Annotated in this window: 14 protein-coding genes; 8 read left to right on the top strand and 6 right to left on the bottom strand. The window is 68.2% G+C overall.

Annotation, left to right across the window (positions count from 1 at the left end; translation table 11 throughout):
- Positions 1-87: 87 nt before the first annotated feature.
- Complete coding sequence (locus EPA99_RS11545) at positions 88-981, top strand: DMT family transporter (protein WP_129471369.1); 894 nt, start codon at positions 88-90, stop codon at positions 979-981.
- Between the two features lie 70 nt (positions 982-1,051).
- Here EPA99_RS11545 and EPA99_RS11540 read toward each other — a convergent pair whose 3' ends face one another.
- The 3 genes from EPA99_RS11540 to EPA99_RS11530 all read right to left on the bottom strand — a co-directional run bounded on the left by EPA99_RS11540 (position 1,052) and on the right by EPA99_RS11530 (position 4,368).
- Entirely contained in the window at positions 1,052-1,960 is a 909-nt protein-coding gene (locus EPA99_RS11540) for a peptidylprolyl isomerase (RefSeq protein ID WP_129471368.1), read from the bottom strand.
- A 486-nt stretch (positions 1,961-2,446) separates the two neighbouring features.
- Entirely contained in the window at positions 2,447-3,694 is a 1,248-nt protein-coding gene (locus tag EPA99_RS11535) for a polyhydroxyalkanoate depolymerase (protein WP_129471367.1), read from the bottom strand.
- Positions 3,695-3,777: 83 nt separating this feature from the next.
- Positions 3,778-4,368, bottom strand: coding sequence for a class I SAM-dependent DNA methyltransferase (locus EPA99_RS11530; RefSeq protein ID WP_129471366.1), 591 nt, complete (start codon positions 4,366-4,368; stop codon positions 3,778-3,780).
- Between the two features lie 64 nt (positions 4,369-4,432).
- Between EPA99_RS11530 and EPA99_RS11525 the strand changes: the two genes are divergently transcribed.
- Positions 4,433-4,852 carry a CopD family protein gene (locus EPA99_RS11525; protein WP_129471365.1) on the top strand — a complete coding sequence of 140 codons (420 nt, stop codon included), beginning with the start codon at positions 4,433-4,435 and terminating at the stop codon, positions 4,850-4,852.
- Positions 4,853-4,926: 74 nt separating this feature from the next.
- Here the strand turns inward: EPA99_RS11525 and EPA99_RS11520 are convergent, their stop codons facing one another.
- Positions 4,927-6,630, bottom strand: a complete 1,704-nt coding sequence (locus EPA99_RS11520; RefSeq protein ID WP_129471364.1) for an alkaline phosphatase — start codon at positions 6,628-6,630, stop codon at positions 4,927-4,929.
- Positions 6,631-6,779: 149 nt separating this feature from the next.
- Here EPA99_RS11520 and EPA99_RS11515 point away from each other — a divergent pair, with 149 nt between their 5' ends.
- On the top strand, positions 6,780-8,099 hold the full coding sequence (locus tag EPA99_RS11515; protein ID WP_129471363.1) for a dicarboxylate/amino acid:cation symporter: 1,320 nt from the start codon (positions 6,780-6,782) through the stop codon (positions 8,097-8,099).
- A gap of 593 nt (positions 8,100-8,692) precedes the next feature.
- Positions 8,693-9,196, top strand: a complete 504-nt coding sequence (locus tag EPA99_RS11510; RefSeq protein WP_129471362.1) for an acyl-CoA thioesterase — start codon at positions 8,693-8,695, stop codon at positions 9,194-9,196.
- A gap of 96 nt (positions 9,197-9,292) precedes the next feature.
- Here EPA99_RS11510 and EPA99_RS11505 read toward each other — a convergent pair whose 3' ends face one another.
- A complete protein-coding gene (locus EPA99_RS11505; protein WP_164978641.1) occupies positions 9,293-10,114 on the bottom strand; it encodes a C40 family peptidase in 822 nt (273 codons plus the stop codon).
- 121 nt (positions 10,115-10,235) lie between these two features.
- Positions 10,236-10,766, bottom strand: a complete 531-nt coding sequence (locus EPA99_RS11500; protein ID WP_241688363.1) for a C40 family peptidase — start codon at positions 10,764-10,766, stop codon at positions 10,236-10,238.
- A 114-nt stretch (positions 10,767-10,880) separates the two neighbouring features.
- Here EPA99_RS11500 and EPA99_RS11495 point away from each other — a divergent pair, with 114 nt between their 5' ends.
- From EPA99_RS11495 to mdtD, 4 genes are all read left to right on the top strand, one after another.
- Positions 10,881-11,360, top strand: coding sequence for an FKBP-type peptidyl-prolyl cis-trans isomerase (locus EPA99_RS11495; protein ID WP_129471360.1), 480 nt, complete (start codon positions 10,881-10,883; stop codon positions 11,358-11,360).
- Positions 11,361-11,487: 127 nt separating this feature from the next.
- The gene (locus EPA99_RS11490; RefSeq protein ID WP_129471359.1) at positions 11,488-12,744 is read left to right on the top strand and encodes a DUF418 domain-containing protein; all 1,257 of its coding nucleotides are present in this window, start codon (positions 11,488-11,490) and stop codon (positions 12,742-12,744) included.
- A gap of 75 nt (positions 12,745-12,819) precedes the next feature.
- Complete coding sequence (gene gorA, locus EPA99_RS11485; RefSeq protein WP_425479198.1) at positions 12,820-14,181, top strand: glutathione-disulfide reductase; 1,362 nt, start codon at positions 12,820-12,822, stop codon at positions 14,179-14,181.
- Positions 14,182-14,311: 130 nt separating this feature from the next.
- Entirely contained in the window at positions 14,312-15,724 is a 1,413-nt protein-coding gene (gene mdtD / locus EPA99_RS11480) for a multidrug transporter subunit MdtD (protein ID WP_129471357.1), read from the top strand.
- The last annotated feature ends 189 nt before the right edge of the window (positions 15,725-15,913 follow it).

The following is a 15,913-nucleotide window of genomic DNA, read 5'->3' as shown; positions in this document are numbered from 1 at the left end:
AGCGCAGGCCGATGCGCAACGCTGTCGGCCTTTCCCCACGCAGGTCAGCCCGCGCCCCGGTGCGGATGGAGCTTTCCGATGAACGACATGAGCCGCACTCTGACGCCCGAGCCTTGCCTGCCGGCCGCCCGCGACTGGCGCACGCCGCTGGATTTGACCTTGCTCGGCGCCATCTGGGGGAGCTCGTTCCTGTTCATGCGCATCGCGGCCAAGCCCTTTGGAGCGCTGGCGCTGGTGGAAGTGCGCCTGGCGCTGGGCGCGCTGATCCTGCTGCCGTTCCTGTGGAAGGCGTGCGCCCTGTTTCCCGCGCGTCGCTGGCCGCTGCTGGCGCTGATCGCCGCGATCAACTCGGCCGTGCCGTTCCTGCTGTTCGCCTGGGCCGCGCAGCGCTCGCCAGCGGCGGTCGGCGCGATCTGCAATGCGATGACCGTACTGTTCACCGCCTTGATCGCCTTCCTGTTCTTCGGCGAGAAAATCGGCAGGCGCAAGGCGCTGGCCTTGCTGGTGGGCTTTGCCGGCGTCGTGGTGCTGGCCACGGGCAAGGCTGCGGGCGTGGATATCGGCTGGGCCGTGGTGGCCGGCGCCAGTGCCTCGCTGCTCTACGGCGTCGGCGTGAACCTGGTCAAGCGCCATCTGCAGGGCCTGCCGCCGGCGGCCTCGGCCGCCGCCACGCTCAGCGCCGCGGCCCTGTTGCTCGCGCCGCTGGCGGCCACGCATTGGCCGTCCACACCGGTTCCCACCGCGGCCTGGATCAGCGCCGGCGCGCTGGGCGTGCTCTGCACCGGGTTGGCGTTCCTGCTGTACTACCGCCTGATCCAGCGCATCGGCCCGGCCTCGGCCTCCACGGTCACCTATCTGGTGCCGGTGTTCGGCGCCCTGTTCGCCTGGCTGTTCCTGGCCGAGCCGGTCACCCCGACGATGCTGCTGGCCGGCGGGCTGATCCTGGGCAGCGTGGCGTTCAGTCAGCGAGCTAGGAGCTAGGAACGAGTGGAGAGGAACGAGAAACGAGAGAACGCAGGAAGCTGAGCCTCCACTCGTTCCTCGTTCCTACTCACTCGTTCATCGCCCTCACCGGCACCGGCACATTGCACAAATCAATATGCCTCGCCGGGCGCTTGTAGAAGTCGTCCACGCGGTTGCGGCGCGCTTCGGTGGCATCGCGGAAGGTCTGGCTGTCCGTGCGCAGGACCTGCAGCGGGGTGCGCTGGTCGGCGGGGACCTCGCTGGCCAGGCGGATGGACTTGATCGGGGTGCGCTGGGCCGGGTCGGCATAGAAGCCCATCGGGTCCGGCCCGCGTTTGATCACGCTCAGCAGCTCCATGCCCTTGACCACGCGACCGACCACGGTGATGTTGTCGTCCAGCTGGCGCGGGGACTGGCCGATGGTCACGTAGAGCTCGGCGCCGATGCTGCTGTCGTCGGCGTTGTTGCGGCCGGCGCCCAGGGTGCCGTAGCAATGCGCCAGCCAGGTCTTGCCGGCGCCATCGCTGCCGACCGGGAAGCCGTCCACGAAGCCGACCTGCTTGGCCCAGCCATCGGAATCGGGCAGCGGATCGAACTTCAATCCGGCCGAGGCCCGGTGGAACTCGGCCGGCAGATGCGTCTTGGCCGACCCCAGCGATTTGGCCTTGGCCGGGTCTTCGCCCTCGGCATCGCCGAACTGCACCACGAAGTTGTCCTGGGCGCGGTAGATGCTGGTGCCGTCCCAGAACTTCTCATGGGCCAGGGTCTTGATGTTGGCCACGTGCTCCGGGGCGAACTGCGGCGCCAGCTCGATCACCACGCGCCCGGTGTCCAGTTCCAGGTACAGCGTGCGCGTCGGGTCCAGCGCACGCCAGTCGCTGGCCGGCGAGGCGTCGAGGATGTCCTTGGGGCTGCGGTACTTGCCGGCCGCGTCGGCCTGCGGGGCAAAAGGCAGCAGGGCGAGGGCGCAGGCAAACAGCAGGGGGCGTGGCGTCATGGCGATCCATCCGGTGGCGGGTAGCGCGATTCTGGGCGAGCGCGCCGCGCCCGCCAAGCGGACAGCGCCACCGGGCCGATGACGCGCCTCCACCCACCATCGCCCCAAAACGGACAACATGGACGCGCAGGGCCGTAGGGTAGATGACGCTCTTCCATCCACCATCGCCGCGAACCGAACAATCCATGCCAGGCGGCGCGCCAGCCAACGCTCCGCAAGTCTGCCTTCGGTGAAGCACGGCGGCTTGAGTGACCAGCACGACGGCATAAGGCGACTTGACGTTGCCGCCGCAGCCGCCTTGGTGGACAAGCTTCGCGTTGTCCACCCTACGCCGCCGTGCTGATGCCGCTTTTCCCACCATCGCCGCAAGACGGACAACATGGACGCGCAGGGCCGTAGGGTGGATGACGCTCTTCCATCCACCATCGCCGCGAACCAATCAACCCGGGAGAGGCGGCCGGCCTGCCATCCCCAGCCGCCGCAGGCCTACCTGTCGTGCTTGTAGAAGAACGCCTTGACGTCCGGATAGACCACGTCGCGCCAGCGCCGACCGCTGAAGATGCCGTAATGCCCCGCGCCCTTGACCGTCAGGCTCTGCTGGTCCTTGGCGGGGATGCCGGTGCACAGGGTGTGCGCGGCATGGGTCTGGCCGGCGCCGGAGATATCGTCCAGCTCGCCTTCGATGCTCATCAGCGCGGTCTTCTTGATGTCCGCCGGCTTGACCAGCTTGCCCTTGACCTTCCATTGCCCGCGCGGCAGCAGGAACTCCTGGAACACGATGCGGATGGTGTCCAGGTAGAACTCCGAGGGCATGTCGAGCACGGCGTTGTACTCGTCGTAGAAGCGGCGATGCGACTGCGCGTCTTCCAGGTCGCCCTTGACCAGGTCCGCATAGAAATCCCAGTGCGACATGAAGTGGCGGCTGGGGTTCATGGCGATGAATCCGGCATGCTGCAGGAAGCCCGGATACACCAGGCGGCCTTCGCCCGCATACGGCGGCGGCACGGTGTGGATGACGTTGTTTTCGAACCAGGACAGCGGGTTGCGCGTGGCCAGGTCGTTGACCTGGGTCGGGCTCTGGCGCGCATCGATGGGCCCGCCCATCATCACCAGCGAGCGCGGCGTCTTCTCGCCGGCCGAGGCCATCAACGACACCGCCGCCAGCACCGGGACCGTGGGCTGGCACACGCTCATCACGTGCACCTGGTCGGCGCCGATATGGCGGATGAATTCCTGCACGTAGGCGATGTAGTCGTCCAGCCCGAAAGCACCCTCGGACACCGGCACCATGCGCGCATCGACCCAGTCGGTGATGTAGACCTTATGGTCGCGCAGCAGGGTGCGCACGGTATCGCGCAGCAGGGTGGCGTGGTGGCCCGACAGCGGCGCCACCACCAGGACCGTCGGTTGCGCCTTGAGCTTTTCGATCAGCTCGGGATTGTCGGTATAGCGCTTGAAGCGCATCAGCCGGCAGAAGGGCTTTTCCACCAGCACCTGTTCGATCACCGGGACCAGGTTGCCCTCGGACTCCACCTCGTCGATGTACCAGCCGGGCTTCTCGTAATCCTTGCCCAGCCGATGCAGCAGCTCGTTGTAGGCGCTGATGCGCTCGGCGCCCGGCAGCGTGGACAGCCAGCTGTTGGGGTCGGCGAAGATGCGGGCGTTGGCCTCGGCCTGATGGACCCAGGGCGCCATCCAGCGGCGCCCAAGTTCGTGCCAGTGGTACATGAACATGACAATCCCTTTTCAAAACATGAACTTGCTGCGCAGCAGCATAGCGCAACGTGCGCCGCCGTATGTGACGGCCGGGGCAACGGTCAGGGGCTCTCCAGGCTGGCCAGCCCGTCGCCCATCGCCGCGCCCGCCCAGCAATGTGAGCCGATCGGCCGCAACCCGGCTTTCTTGAGCTGGCGGCGGTACCAGGACGCCGGGCGCGCCTGGAAGCCGGCATGATCGCCCTCGAACTCGTCCTCCTCGGTGAAGGTCTCCAGGAAAGCGATCCCCCCGGTCAGCTCGGCCAGCCCCGGAAGGCCCCGGCGCAGCTCGGCGCTGGGCACGTAGTGCAGCACGTCCGAGCAGATCAGCAGGTCCGCCGGCGCGCAGGGGCGCAGGTAGGCGAAGTCGCCGAAAGCGGTCAGGTGCAGGTTGCGGCGGGCGCCGTGGCGGGCCACCGCATATTCGCTGCTGTCGAACCCGAGGTAGTGCACGCGCGGGCGGAGTTTCAGCAACGGCGCGCGCCAGGCGCCTTCGCCGCAGCCGATGTCCAGCACGCTGCGGATCGGGCGCTCCAGGTAGTACTCAGCCGTGTGCACGGCCAGGGCCACCTTGCGGGCCAGCCGCTGCGGGCCGCCGATGTCGCCCTTGCGGTACCAGTGTTCGAAATAGGCGCGGTCGTAGAGCTTGCTCACGGTGCGGTCCAGGACCCGATCGGTGAAAATGGCGCACATCCTAGCCTGTGCCACGGAGCCATCCATGCTGTATCTCTGGGTCAAGACCTTCCATCTGGTGTTCGTGGTGGCGTGGATGGCGACCGTGTTCTACCTGCCACGCATCCTCATCAACCTGGCCGAGACCCGCGGCGAGCCGGCGGTGCAGGCGCGGCTGCTGCTGATGGGCAAGCGCCTGTATGGCTTCGGTCACAGCATGTTCGGCATTGCCCTCATCTTGGGCCTGGTGCTGTGGCTGTACTTCGGCATGACCGGCGGCTGGCTGCACGCCAAGCTGACGCTGGTGGCGCTGACGCTGGCCCACTTCATCGTCACCGGGCGCTGGCTCAAGGGGGCAGCCAAGGGCGGCGCCCTGCCTTCACCCAAGGCGCTGCGCTGGTTCAACGAGATTCCGGTGCTGTTCCTGGTGGGGATCGTGTTTTTGGTGTTGGCCAAGCCCTTTTAGGAACGAGGGGAGAGGAACGAGGAACGAGTAATCGGCCCGGCAAGGTGGGCGCGGCTTTCACTCGTTCCTCGTTTCTAGTCACTTGTTCCTCGCTCAAACGCGCCCGCCCGCGGCAGCTCCACCGGCACGCCCTGCGCGTCGCAGGTGCCGGCCTGGCACAGGCGCTGCCGCAGGCGCGGGGTGGCCTGGACCAGGACGTGATAGATGGCGTTCTGTTCCAGCGAGCCGCGGAAGGCCTGGCTGCCGGGGCCGCGCGACCAGATGCCGACGTCGTCGCCGCCGTGCGATTCGCTGGACAGCGGCACCAGGGACTCCTGCAGGTAGTCGGGTACGGTGGTGTCGACCTGGGTCAGGTCCGGACGACGGGCCTCCGAGGTGATTTGCTTGGGCTCGTGGCTGAAATGCTTGCTGCCCGCCGGCTGCTTGTCGCTGGCGCCGGTATTGCCCGGACCGTTGGCGTAGCTGAGCGTGGTGTAGGGCAGGCCGCGCAGATCCTTGGCGTAGTCGCCGGGTGCGCCGTTGAAGGCATTCCTGCCGCGCACCTTGTCCAGGATCGGGTTGCCCCGCACCGGATAGCCGACGAAGTTGAGCACGTGCGAATGGTCGGCGGTGACCACGATCAGCGTGTCCTCGGCCGAGGTGGCGTCCATCGCCGCCTTGACCGCATCGGACAGGGCGATGGTGTCGTCCAGGGCCCGATAGGCATTGCTCTCATGGTTGGCCATGTCGATGCGCGCGCCTTCCACCATCAGCACGTAGCCATTGGCGTTGCCGGAGAGCTTGTCGATGGCCGTGCGCGTCATCTCGGCCAGGCTGGGCTGGCCGGCATCGCCGGTGTCGCGGTCGTGGTCGTAGTCCATGTGACTGCGACTGAACAGGCCCAGCACCGCCGGCGCCTGCGCGGCCTGGCGCAGCTGCGCGGTGTTGAGCACGAAGGCGCCCTGCGGATGGGCCGCCTTCCACTCGGCCACCAGGTCGCGACCGTCGGCGCGCTTGCCATGCTGGTCCGGGGTCTGCGGGTCGGCCTGGTCCTTGGGCAGGAAGTTGTAACGCCCGCCGCCCAGCACCACCTGGGGGCCACGACCGTAGCGCGCGGCGCCGAGCAGCTGCTGGGCGATATCCACGCAGCCCTGCGAGCGTGCCGCGGCCGGCAGGTCGGCATCGCTTTCCCAGTCGCGGTCCGGGACGTGCGCGTAGGTGGCCGCCGGCGTGGCGTGGGTGATGCGCGCGGTGCTGACGATGCCGGTGGCCATGTCGGCGCTGTCGGCCAGTTCCAGCAGGGTGAGCAGGCGCTTGGGCAGGCTGCCGGCGCAGTCCTCCACCGTGCCGGAGGACACGCCGATGGCGCCCATGTGGCTTTTGACGCCAGTGGTAATCGCGGTCATGGTGCCGGCCGAGTCGGGCACCTGCGAATCGGTGTTGTAGGTCTTGCTGAAGGCCGTGGCCGGGAAGGTCTCCCAGCTCAGGCGGTTCTCCTCGCCGGGGGCGCCCTTGCGCTGGCCCTCCAGCACGCGCGCGGCGGCCACCGTGGTCAGGCTCATGCCATCGCCGAGGAACAGGATGACGTTCCTGGCCTTGCCCTGCATGGCGCCGTTGGCCGCGGCCGTGGCCGCGCCGCTGCGATACCACCACTGCGGCGTCTCGCCCTGCGGATGGCGCACCGCCGGCACCTCCACCGACAGGCTGGCCGCCGCTGGCGCCCGCGGGGCCGGCGCGGTGGCGCAGGCGGCCAGGATCAGCGTGGACAGGGTGGCGAGCGGCAGCGAGCGGGCGAGCATGGGCGGCGGATCTCCGGGCAAATGGGAATCGGCATTATCGTTATGACTTCAAGTCATGACCATGACGGTGCATTTGCCTGCGCTGGCATCGTGGTGGCCCGTGCCGTGCGTTAATGTGCGAGCTCGGTCAATGTTGGCGAAGTGACACCATGAAACTGGCTTCGGCTTGGTTCCGTATTCCGTTCTGGCAACGCGTGGTCGCCGGCTTCGTGCTGGGCGCCATCGTCGGGTCGTTGATGGGCCCGGCGGCGGAGACCTGGTTCGGGCCCCTGGGCGACCTGTACGTCACCCTGATCAAGATGATCGCCATCCCGCTGGTGTTCTTCGCGGTGATCAATGCGATCTCGGCCCTGCATGGGCAGAAATCGGTGGCGGCCCTGGGCGGGCGCACCTTCCTGTGGTTCGTGATCACCGCGGTGATCGCGGTGTTGATCGGCCTGGGGCTGGGCACGCTGTTCAAGCCTGGCGCCGGCGGGCTGCAGATCGCCATCGATTCGGCGTGGAAGCCGCGCGATGTGCCCAGCCCGATCCGGGTGCTGCTGGACGTGGTGCCGTCCAATCCGTTCTTCGCGCTGGCCGGCATCGGCACCAAGGTCAACGCGGCCGGCGAGACCGTGCTGGCGGCGGGCCGTGGCTCCATCCTGCCGGTGATCTTCTTCGCCGCGCTGCTGGGCTTTGCCATCGTCAAGCTGGGCGACAAGGTCGCCGGGGCGCGCAAGCTGTTCAACGAGCTGGGCGACATCATGGTCCAGGTCACCCGCTTCGTCCTGGAGGTCACGCCCATCGGCACCTTCGGCCTGATCGCCGCGCTGGTGGGCGGCTACGGCTGGAGCAAGCTGCTGCCGCTGGGCAACTTCATCCTGGTCATCTACCTGGCGTGCGCGATCCAGATCGTGGTCGTCTACGGCGCGCTGCTGCTGATGCATGGCCTGAACCCGCTGAAGTTCTTCCGCGGCGCGGCGCCCGGCATGCAGGTGGCCTTCGCCACGTCCTCAAGCTTCGCCGCGCTGCCCATCGCCTTGCGCTCGATCACCCACAACCTGGGCGTCAACAAGGACTACGCCGCCTTCGCCTCGCCGCTGGGCGCCAGCATCAAGATGGACGGCTGCGGTGCGATCTATCCGGCGCTGTGCGCGGTGTTCATTTCGCAGTACATGGGCGTGCCCATCAGCTTCAACCAGTACCTGATCATCATCATTGCCTCGGTGCTGGGCAGTTTCGGCACTGCCGGCGTGCCGGGCACGGCGGTGGTGATGGCCACGGTGGTGTTGAGCGCGGCCGGGCTGCCGCTGGAGGCGATCGGCTATCTCTACGCCATCGACCGCATCGTCGACATGATGCGTACCCTGACCAACGTCACCGGGCAGATGGTGGTGCCGGTGCTGGTGGCCAAGGAGACCGGGCTGCTGGACCAGCAGGTCTACGATGCGGCCCCCACCAATGTCGGGATTGAGCACGGCAAGGCCTGACCTGCGTCGAGACGTTTGATGTCGCATTCCAAACCCCGCGATGGACGTCGCGGGGTTTTTTCTGTGCTCTCGTCATCCACCGATTGCGGGGCACACGCAACCCGGCCTCGGAAGGGCAGCGGTCAGGTGTGCGGTCGGCGCTCTTCCCTCGGTCAGCGCATCGTGCCCTGACTTAAGGCGCTCGCTCCTGCCACGCTCGGTGCGGCCACCGCCCGCCGGACTGCTGCCGCGCGCGCCGTGTTGGATGACTTTGGTCGACGAAGTCCAAATCCAACAGCCGCGAGCCTGGTCCTGAGCCGGGGATGGCGGAAAGCGGGCCAGGATGGCCCGCGACGGCGAGTCAGCCATGGAAGGCTGACCGAGCCGAGGAGCCATGTCCGGCTCAGGTCCAGGCGGGTTGGCGGAGTCCGCTCACCCAGAGCCGTGTTTGCCACCCGACAAGCGTCTCCGCACCATGTGGATGTCACGTTTTTCGTCCGCGGCAGTCCGCCGGCCTTGAGGATGACAGCGGTTGGGACACAGGCAGCTGCCGGTGTCTTGCCCTGCGCGGCGGCGTGGTCATACTCGTCCGATCCGACAACAGGCGACCCCCCATGATTGGACAGCAGCGCGAACTGACGTTTCGTTTCCTGGCAGAGCCGACCGATGTGAACTACGGCGGCAAGGTCCACGGTGGCGTGGTGATGCGCTGGATCGACCAGGCCGGCTATGCCGCGGCGGTCGGCTGGAGCGGGCGCTATAGCGTGACCGTGGCGGTGGGCGGCATCCGCTTCGTCGCGCCCATCCGCATCAGCGACCTGGTCACGGTGACCGCCAAGCTGGTCTACACCGGCAGCAGCAGCATGCACTTCGCCGTGGACGTGCGCGCGCGCGACCCGGGCATGCACGGCCTGTCCGAAAGCCGGTTGTGCACGCACTGCGTGATCGTGTTCGTGGCCATGGACGAGGCCACCAACCGGCCGGCCACGGTGCCGAGCTGGACCCCGCAGACCGAAGAGGACCGCCTGCTGTCCGAGTACGCCACCAAGGTGATGGAACTGAGCAAGGGCATCGAACGCACGGTCGCCGAGTTCGCCGTGGTCAAGCCCGGCCAGTAGCCGGCCCGGCCGGCGGCGCGCCATCTCGTAGCCGCCGATGCCCGAAACGCAAAGAGCCGCCCGAGGGCGGCTCTTTCGTCGGCCTTGCGAGGCGGCTTACATCGCCACGCGGCGGGCCTGCATGAACTTGTTGGACCAGTAGCCCGACAGCAGGGTGTCCACGCGGACATCCTTGCCGGTGCTGGGCGAATGCAGGAAGCGGCCTTCGCCGACATAGATGCCGACATGGTCCACGCGGCCCCGGTGGCCGAAGAACACCAGGTCGCCCTGGCGCAGCTCGTTGGTGGAGCTGATCAGCTTGGCCTCGCTGTCGGCGGCCATCTCGCGCGAGACGCGCGGCAGCTCGATGCCGACGGCGTTGCGGAACACGTAACTGACCAGGCCGCTGCAATCGAAGCCCTCGGTGGAGGTGCCGCCCCAGCGGTAGGGGGTGCCGATCAGGGCCACGGCGCTTTCCAGCAGGCTGCGGACCTTGCCGACATCGGCATTGGCCTTGGACGGCTGGGCGGCGTTGGCGGTGTACTGGTTGAGCAGCTTGCTCAGGTCGCCGGCCAGCGCCGTCGAGCGGTCCAGCATCGGGACCGAATCGCTGACAGCCAGGCGCGGCAGCAGGGCGGTCAGGGTGGCGGTGGCGGCCTGGGTGGCGCGGTCACGCATGGTCGGGGCAGCCGCGACAGCGGCGGTTGCGACGGGGGCCGTCACGCCAGCGGACTCCAGCGGGGCCACGGTCGAGACCGGTGCGTCCGGCAGCGCGGCAGGCACCGAGACCGAGGCCGGGGTGCTGTTCTGACTCGGCGCCTGCTGCGCGGCGGCCTGGAAGCTGACTGCACCGAGGACGGTCAGCATCAACAGGCCCGGGAAGCGGGAGGGACGACGGGGATGGTGGGGCTGGGCGGACGGCGTTTCGTCGTTCGTCACGGCTTCACATCTCTGGAACGCTGCGGAACAGTGATGATGCCGTGACGACCTGGTGAAAATGTTCGGATACCGTTAAAAATCCGTGAATCCAACCGCGACCCCGGTTCCACTTCCGGTCATTTCAGTGAAGGATTCGTTTAGCGCCGGTGTAATGGTCGCGCCAGTAGGCGCCATCCAGCCGGTCCAGGCGGACCGTCCCGCCCGAGCTGGGGGCGTGCACGAAGCGGCCTTCCCCCACATAGATGCCAACGTGACTGACGTTGCCGCTGCTACCGAAAAACACCAGGTCGCCGGCGGTCAGCTGCTGTGGCTGGATCCTCGGCCCCTGCACCTGGGACAAGGCGCTGGAAGTCCGCGGCAGGCGGATCTCGGCCGTGTCCTGGTACACATAGCTTACCAGTCCGCTGCAATCGAAACCCGATTCAGGGGTGTTGCCGCCGTAGCGGTAGGGCGTGCCCACCAGTCCCAGGGCGCGCATGGTGAGGTTGTTGGCGGCCACCGGGTCGGCCGGCGTGACCGTCGGCCAGACCCTGGCCGGGGCCGGCGGCGCAGGGCGGCGGACGGTTTCGCGGCTGCCGCAGGCGGCCAGCAGGCAGAGCGAAAGCGACAGCAGGACCAGGCGGATCAGGGCCGGGCGCGGGGTTGCTGGCATGCGTGCCGGAGAGTCCGGATAATGGTCGGCCTTCATCGCGGCCAATCTTGACCGCTCACCCAGCGGCCGACAAGCCGCGTCCATGCCGCGCGGCGGCCCCGTTACGAGTTCCGAATGAAAATCGCAAAAGACAGCGTCGTCCGTTTCCATTACACCGTTTCCGAAGTGGGCCAGGAGCCGCTGGAGTCTTCCAAGGACCGCGAGCCGCTGGCGATCCTGATCGGCCACGGCAACATCATCCCGGGCCTGGAGAACGCGATGATGGACAAGGAGGCCGGCGAGAGCTTCGGCGTGGACGTGTCCGCCGCCGACGCCTATGGCGAGAAGCGCGAAGGCCTGAGCCAGCGCGTGCCCAAGAAGCATTTCGGCGCCCAGAAGCTCAGCGTGGGCCAGCAGGTCGTGCTGCAGACCAACTTCGGTCCGCGCGCGGTCACCATCGAGAAGGTGGGCATGAGCGTGGTCGACGTCGATCTCAACCACCCGATGGCGGGCAAGGACCTGCATTTCGACGTGGAAATCGTGGAAGTGCGCGAAGCGGCCGCCGAAGAGCTCGAGCACGGCCACGTGCACGGCGACGGTGGCCACCACCACTGAGCGCCCCGCGGAACGCGTTCCGCGTCTGGATGTCGCAACACAACGGCCCGCCTGATGCGGGCCGTTGTCATTTCCACCATCGGGCACGCACCATCGGGTGCTCGCCCTCGATCAGGAATACGCAAGGATGTCGTCTTCGCCGGCTTACGGACCCATCGCGCCGCACGAGCGCATCGACACGCTGGATGTGCTGCGCGGCTTTGCCCTGCTGGGCATCCTGCTGATGAACATCGAGGGCCTGGCCGGGCCGCTGGCGCTGACCGCCACCGGCATCGACCCGCACTGGCAAGGCGCCGACCGCATCGTCGATGGTCTGATCTACGTGCTGGTGCAGGGCAAGTTCTACACCTTGTTCTCGTTGCTGTTCGGCATGGGCTTTGCGGTGATGTCCGCGCGCGCCGAGGCGGCCGGACGCGACTTCGCCGGGGTGTACTGGCGCCGCGGCCTGGTGCTGCTGGGCATCGGCCTGGTGCATGCGCTGTTGATCTGGGCCGGCGACATCCTGACCAGCTACGCGCTGCTGTGCTTCCTGCTGCTGGCGCTGCGGCAGGTCGCGCCGCGCTGGCAGGCGCTGCTGGGCATCGGTGCGTACGCGGCCGGCCTGGGGATGATCGTGCTGTCGGGCCTGGTCTTCACCATGATGCGGGCCACGCCCGAGCTGAGCGCGGAGCTGGACAAGATGCTGGCGGCCCAGCAGCTGGAGCCGATGGTGCAGGCGCAACGGCTGGCCTACGGGCAGGGGGGCTACTGGCAGGCCGTGCTGCTCCGGGCCCAGGACAGTGCGATGCAGTGGCAGGGCCTGACGGTGTTCGGGCCGATGCTGTTCGGCCTGTTCCTGCTGGGCAGCGCGCTGGTGGGCAGCGGCGCGATGTCCCAGCCCGAGCGCCATGGCCGCCTGTTCGCGGGCCTGCGCTGGATCGCCTTGCCGCTGGGCCTGGCGGTGGTGCTGCTGTCCTGCGCGGTGGAGACCTACTTCGATCCTGGGCGGTTCGACCTGCGCCAGGCCACGGCCATGGCGCTGTTCTCCGTCGGCGGGGCGGGCATGGCGCTGGGCTACCTGGGCTGGATTGTGCGGCTGATGCAGCGGCCGGGCGGCGCGCGTGGGCTGCGCTGGCTGGCGCCGGCCGGGCGCATGGCGCTGAGCAACTACCTCATGCAGTCGCTGGTATGCACGCTGATCTTCTATGGCTATGGCGCCGGGCAGTTCGAGCGGTTGCCGCGTGCCTGGCAGCCGTTGTTCGTGCTGGGGTTGTTCCTGCTGCAGGTGTTGATCAGCACGGCGTGGCTGCGCGCGTTCCGCTTCGGTCCGGTGGAATGGCTGTGGCGCAGCCTCACCTACCTGCAGTGGCAACCCTTGCGACGCCGTGCACATGCGGGCCATTAAGATCTGCCGCCTGGGCTCGCCCTGCGCCGGGCGTGGCCTCCAGCCCGGCAGCGGGCAGGTCGCGATCATGGAGCGGTGCAAGTGAGCGATACCGAATTCGACCTCATCGTGCTGGGCGGTGGCTCCGGCGGCCTGGCCGCCGCCTTCCGTGCCGCCGAGCACGGCGCGCGCGTGGCGGTCCTGGAACCGGGCGAGCTGGGCGGGACCTGCGTCAACCTCGGCTGCGTGCCGAAGAAGGCGATGTGGCTGGCGGCCGAGCTGGCCCAGCGCATCGAGATGGGCTGCAGGATGGGCTTCAATGTCAGCCAGCCCAAGCTGGACTGGCGCGAATTCGTGGTGCATCGCCAGCGCTACATCGCCGGCATCCATGACAGCTATCGCAAGCGCCTGGACAGCCACGGCGTGGTGCGCGTGCCGAGCTACGGCCGCCTGATCGGGGAGGGTCGCGTCGAGACGCAGGACGGCCTGCGCCTGAGCGCGCCGCATATCGTCATCGCCACCGGTAGCCGCCCGACGCGTCCGCCGGTTCCCGGAGCCGAGCTGGGTGGCGTGTCCGATGACTTCTTCAACCTGTGCGATGCGCCGGAGCGGGTGGCGATCGTCGGCGGTGGCTACATCGCCGTGGAGCTGGCCAGCGTGCTGCAGGCGCTGGGTAGCCGCGTGGATCTGTTCGTGCGCGGCGCGCGCCTGCTGGAGTCCTTCGACGCCGAGCTGTCCGCGGCCCTGGCCGACAACCTGCGACAGGTGGGCGTGCGCGGACGCTTCGGCTATCGCCTGGGCGCGGTGGAAGCAAGGGGCCAGGGCGTGCGCCTGGTGGCCGAGGACGGCACCTGTAGCGAGCACTACGACCTGCTGCTGTTCGCCACCGGCCGCCAGGCCAATACCGAAGGCCTGGGCCTGGAAGCGGCAGGCGTGGCCGCGAACGAGACGGGCGCCATCGAGGTCGACGACTACCAGAACACCTCCGCCAGCGGGATCTATGCCATCGGCGATGTCACCGGCAAGGTGCCGCTGACGCCGGTGGCCATCGCCGCCGCCCGTCGCCTGATGAACCGCGTGTTCGGCGGCCAGGCCGATGCCAAGCTGGATTACCGCGACATTCCCACCGTGGTGTTCGCGCATCCGCCGCTGGGCCGCACGGGCCTGAGCGAGGAAGAGGCACGACTGCAGCATGGCCAGGGCGCCGTATCGGTGTACCGTGCCAGCTTCCGGCCCATGCTGGACGCGCTGGCCGACACGCCCATGCGCAGCCTGTTCAAGCTGGTCTGCGTCGGTGAGGACAAGCGGGTCGTCGGCCTGCACCTGTTGGGCGAGGGCAGCGATGAGATGCTGCAGGGCTTTGCCGTGGCGATCAAACGCGGCGTCACGCTGGACGACCTGCACGATACGGTGGCCATCCATCCTTCCAGCGCAGAGGAAGTCGTGTTGATGCGCTGATTGCCACACCGCGCCCGCACCGCTGGCACGGAAGAGGTGCGCGGGGTGCACGGCGTATGCAAGGTCGCCATGGGTTCGAGCCCGTGGCGGTGAAGTTCGCCAGCGCGCGTGACGGCATCGCCTTGGACAGATGACCAGCAAAGCCCCAAGCCCGCTTAAACCCTATCGCTCGCTGCTGTGGTTGCTGGCGGCCGGGGTGTTCATGCAGACGCTGGATACCACCATCGTCAATACGGCCCTGCCGGCGATGGCGGCCGACCTGGCGCAGTCGCCGCTGCGCATGCAGTCGGTGGTGGTGGCCTATGCGCTGACCGTGGCGATGCTGATCCCGGCCTCGGGCTGGCTGGCCGATCGCTTCGGCACACGGCGGGTGTTCGTCGGCGCGGTCACGGTGTTCACGCTGGGCTCGCTGGCCTGCGCGCTGTCGCCCAGCTTCAACCTGCTGATCCTCTCGCGCGTGCTGCAGGGCGTGGGCGGCGCGATGCTGCTGCCCGTCGGGCGCCTGACCGTGCTGCGCGCGGTGCCGCGCAAGGATTTCCTTGCGGCCATCAGCTTCGTGACCGTGCCGGGCCTGGTCGGCCCATTGGTGGGACCCACGCTGGGCGGCTGGCTGGTGGAAGCCGTGTCCTGGCATTGGATCTTCCTGATCAACGTGCCGCTGGGCGTGCTCGGCGCCCTGCTGGGGACGCGCATCCTGCCGGACCTGCGCGCGGCGACAGGGCGCTTCGATGCGGTCGGCTACGGGCTGCTGGCCTTCGGCATGGTGGCCATCTCGCTGTCGCTGGACGGTTTGTCCGACCGCTCGCCGCGCCACGGTCTGCTGATGGTGCTGCTGCTGTTCGGCCTGGCCGCCCTGGTGGGCTATTGGCTACATGCCGCGCGGGTGACGCGGGCGCTGTTTCCCTTGAGCCTGTTCTCGGTGCCGAGTTATCGCATCGGTGTGCTGGGCAACCTGTTCGCGCGGCTGGGCGGGGGCGGCATGCCCTTCCTGATCCCGCTGCTGCTGCAGGTGGCGCTCGGCTTCTCGCCGGTGCGGGCGGGCATGATGATGATCCCCACCGCCGCCGCGGCGATCTTCATGAAACGCATCGTGGTGCGCATGGTGCAGCGGCTGGGCTATCGGCGGGTGCTGGTCGGCAACACCCTGCTGGTCGGCGCGATGATGGCCAGCTTCGCCAGCATCAGCCCAGGGCAGCCGCTGTGGCTGCACATCGTGCATTTCGCGTTGTTCGGCGCGGTCAACTCGGTGCAGTTCACCGCGATGAACACCCTGGCCTTGCGCGACCTGGACGCCAGCGCGGCCAGCGGCGGCAACAGCCTGCTGTCGATGGTGATGATGCTGGCCATGAGCCTGGGCGTGGCGCTGGCCGGCGGGCTGTTGGGCGCCTTCCAGGAGGCCGAGGGCGGGCAGGCGCTGACGGCCTTCCGCTGGACCTTCGTCTGCATCGGCCTGGTGACCATGTGCGCGGCGCTGATCTTCGCCCAGCTGCCGCCGACCCGGCGCGTGGATCCGACGGCGGTCGGGCAGGCCGAATCCTCGTAAAGCGGTGTCGGCTGGCATGGACGGGGCGGCGCGCCTGCGGCCGCTTGCCAGTGCCGTGCGCCTGCTGCGAGCCAGCATCGGCCATCACGCTGCTGAATTGGTCGGTGACCTTTCGTCGGCACGAAGGCCTTACGCCCAATGGCGCATGGTGGCGCGCGTGATGGCTGCGTGATAATCGCCGGGCGGCAA

The organism is Pseudoxanthomonas composti, assembly GCF_004122095.1.
GTDB lineage: Bacteria > Pseudomonadota > Gammaproteobacteria > Xanthomonadales > Xanthomonadaceae > Pseudoxanthomonas_A > Pseudoxanthomonas_A composti.
The sequence above is the reverse complement of the archived record's forward strand: the minus strand, read 5'-3'. Positions and strand labels throughout refer to the sequence as shown.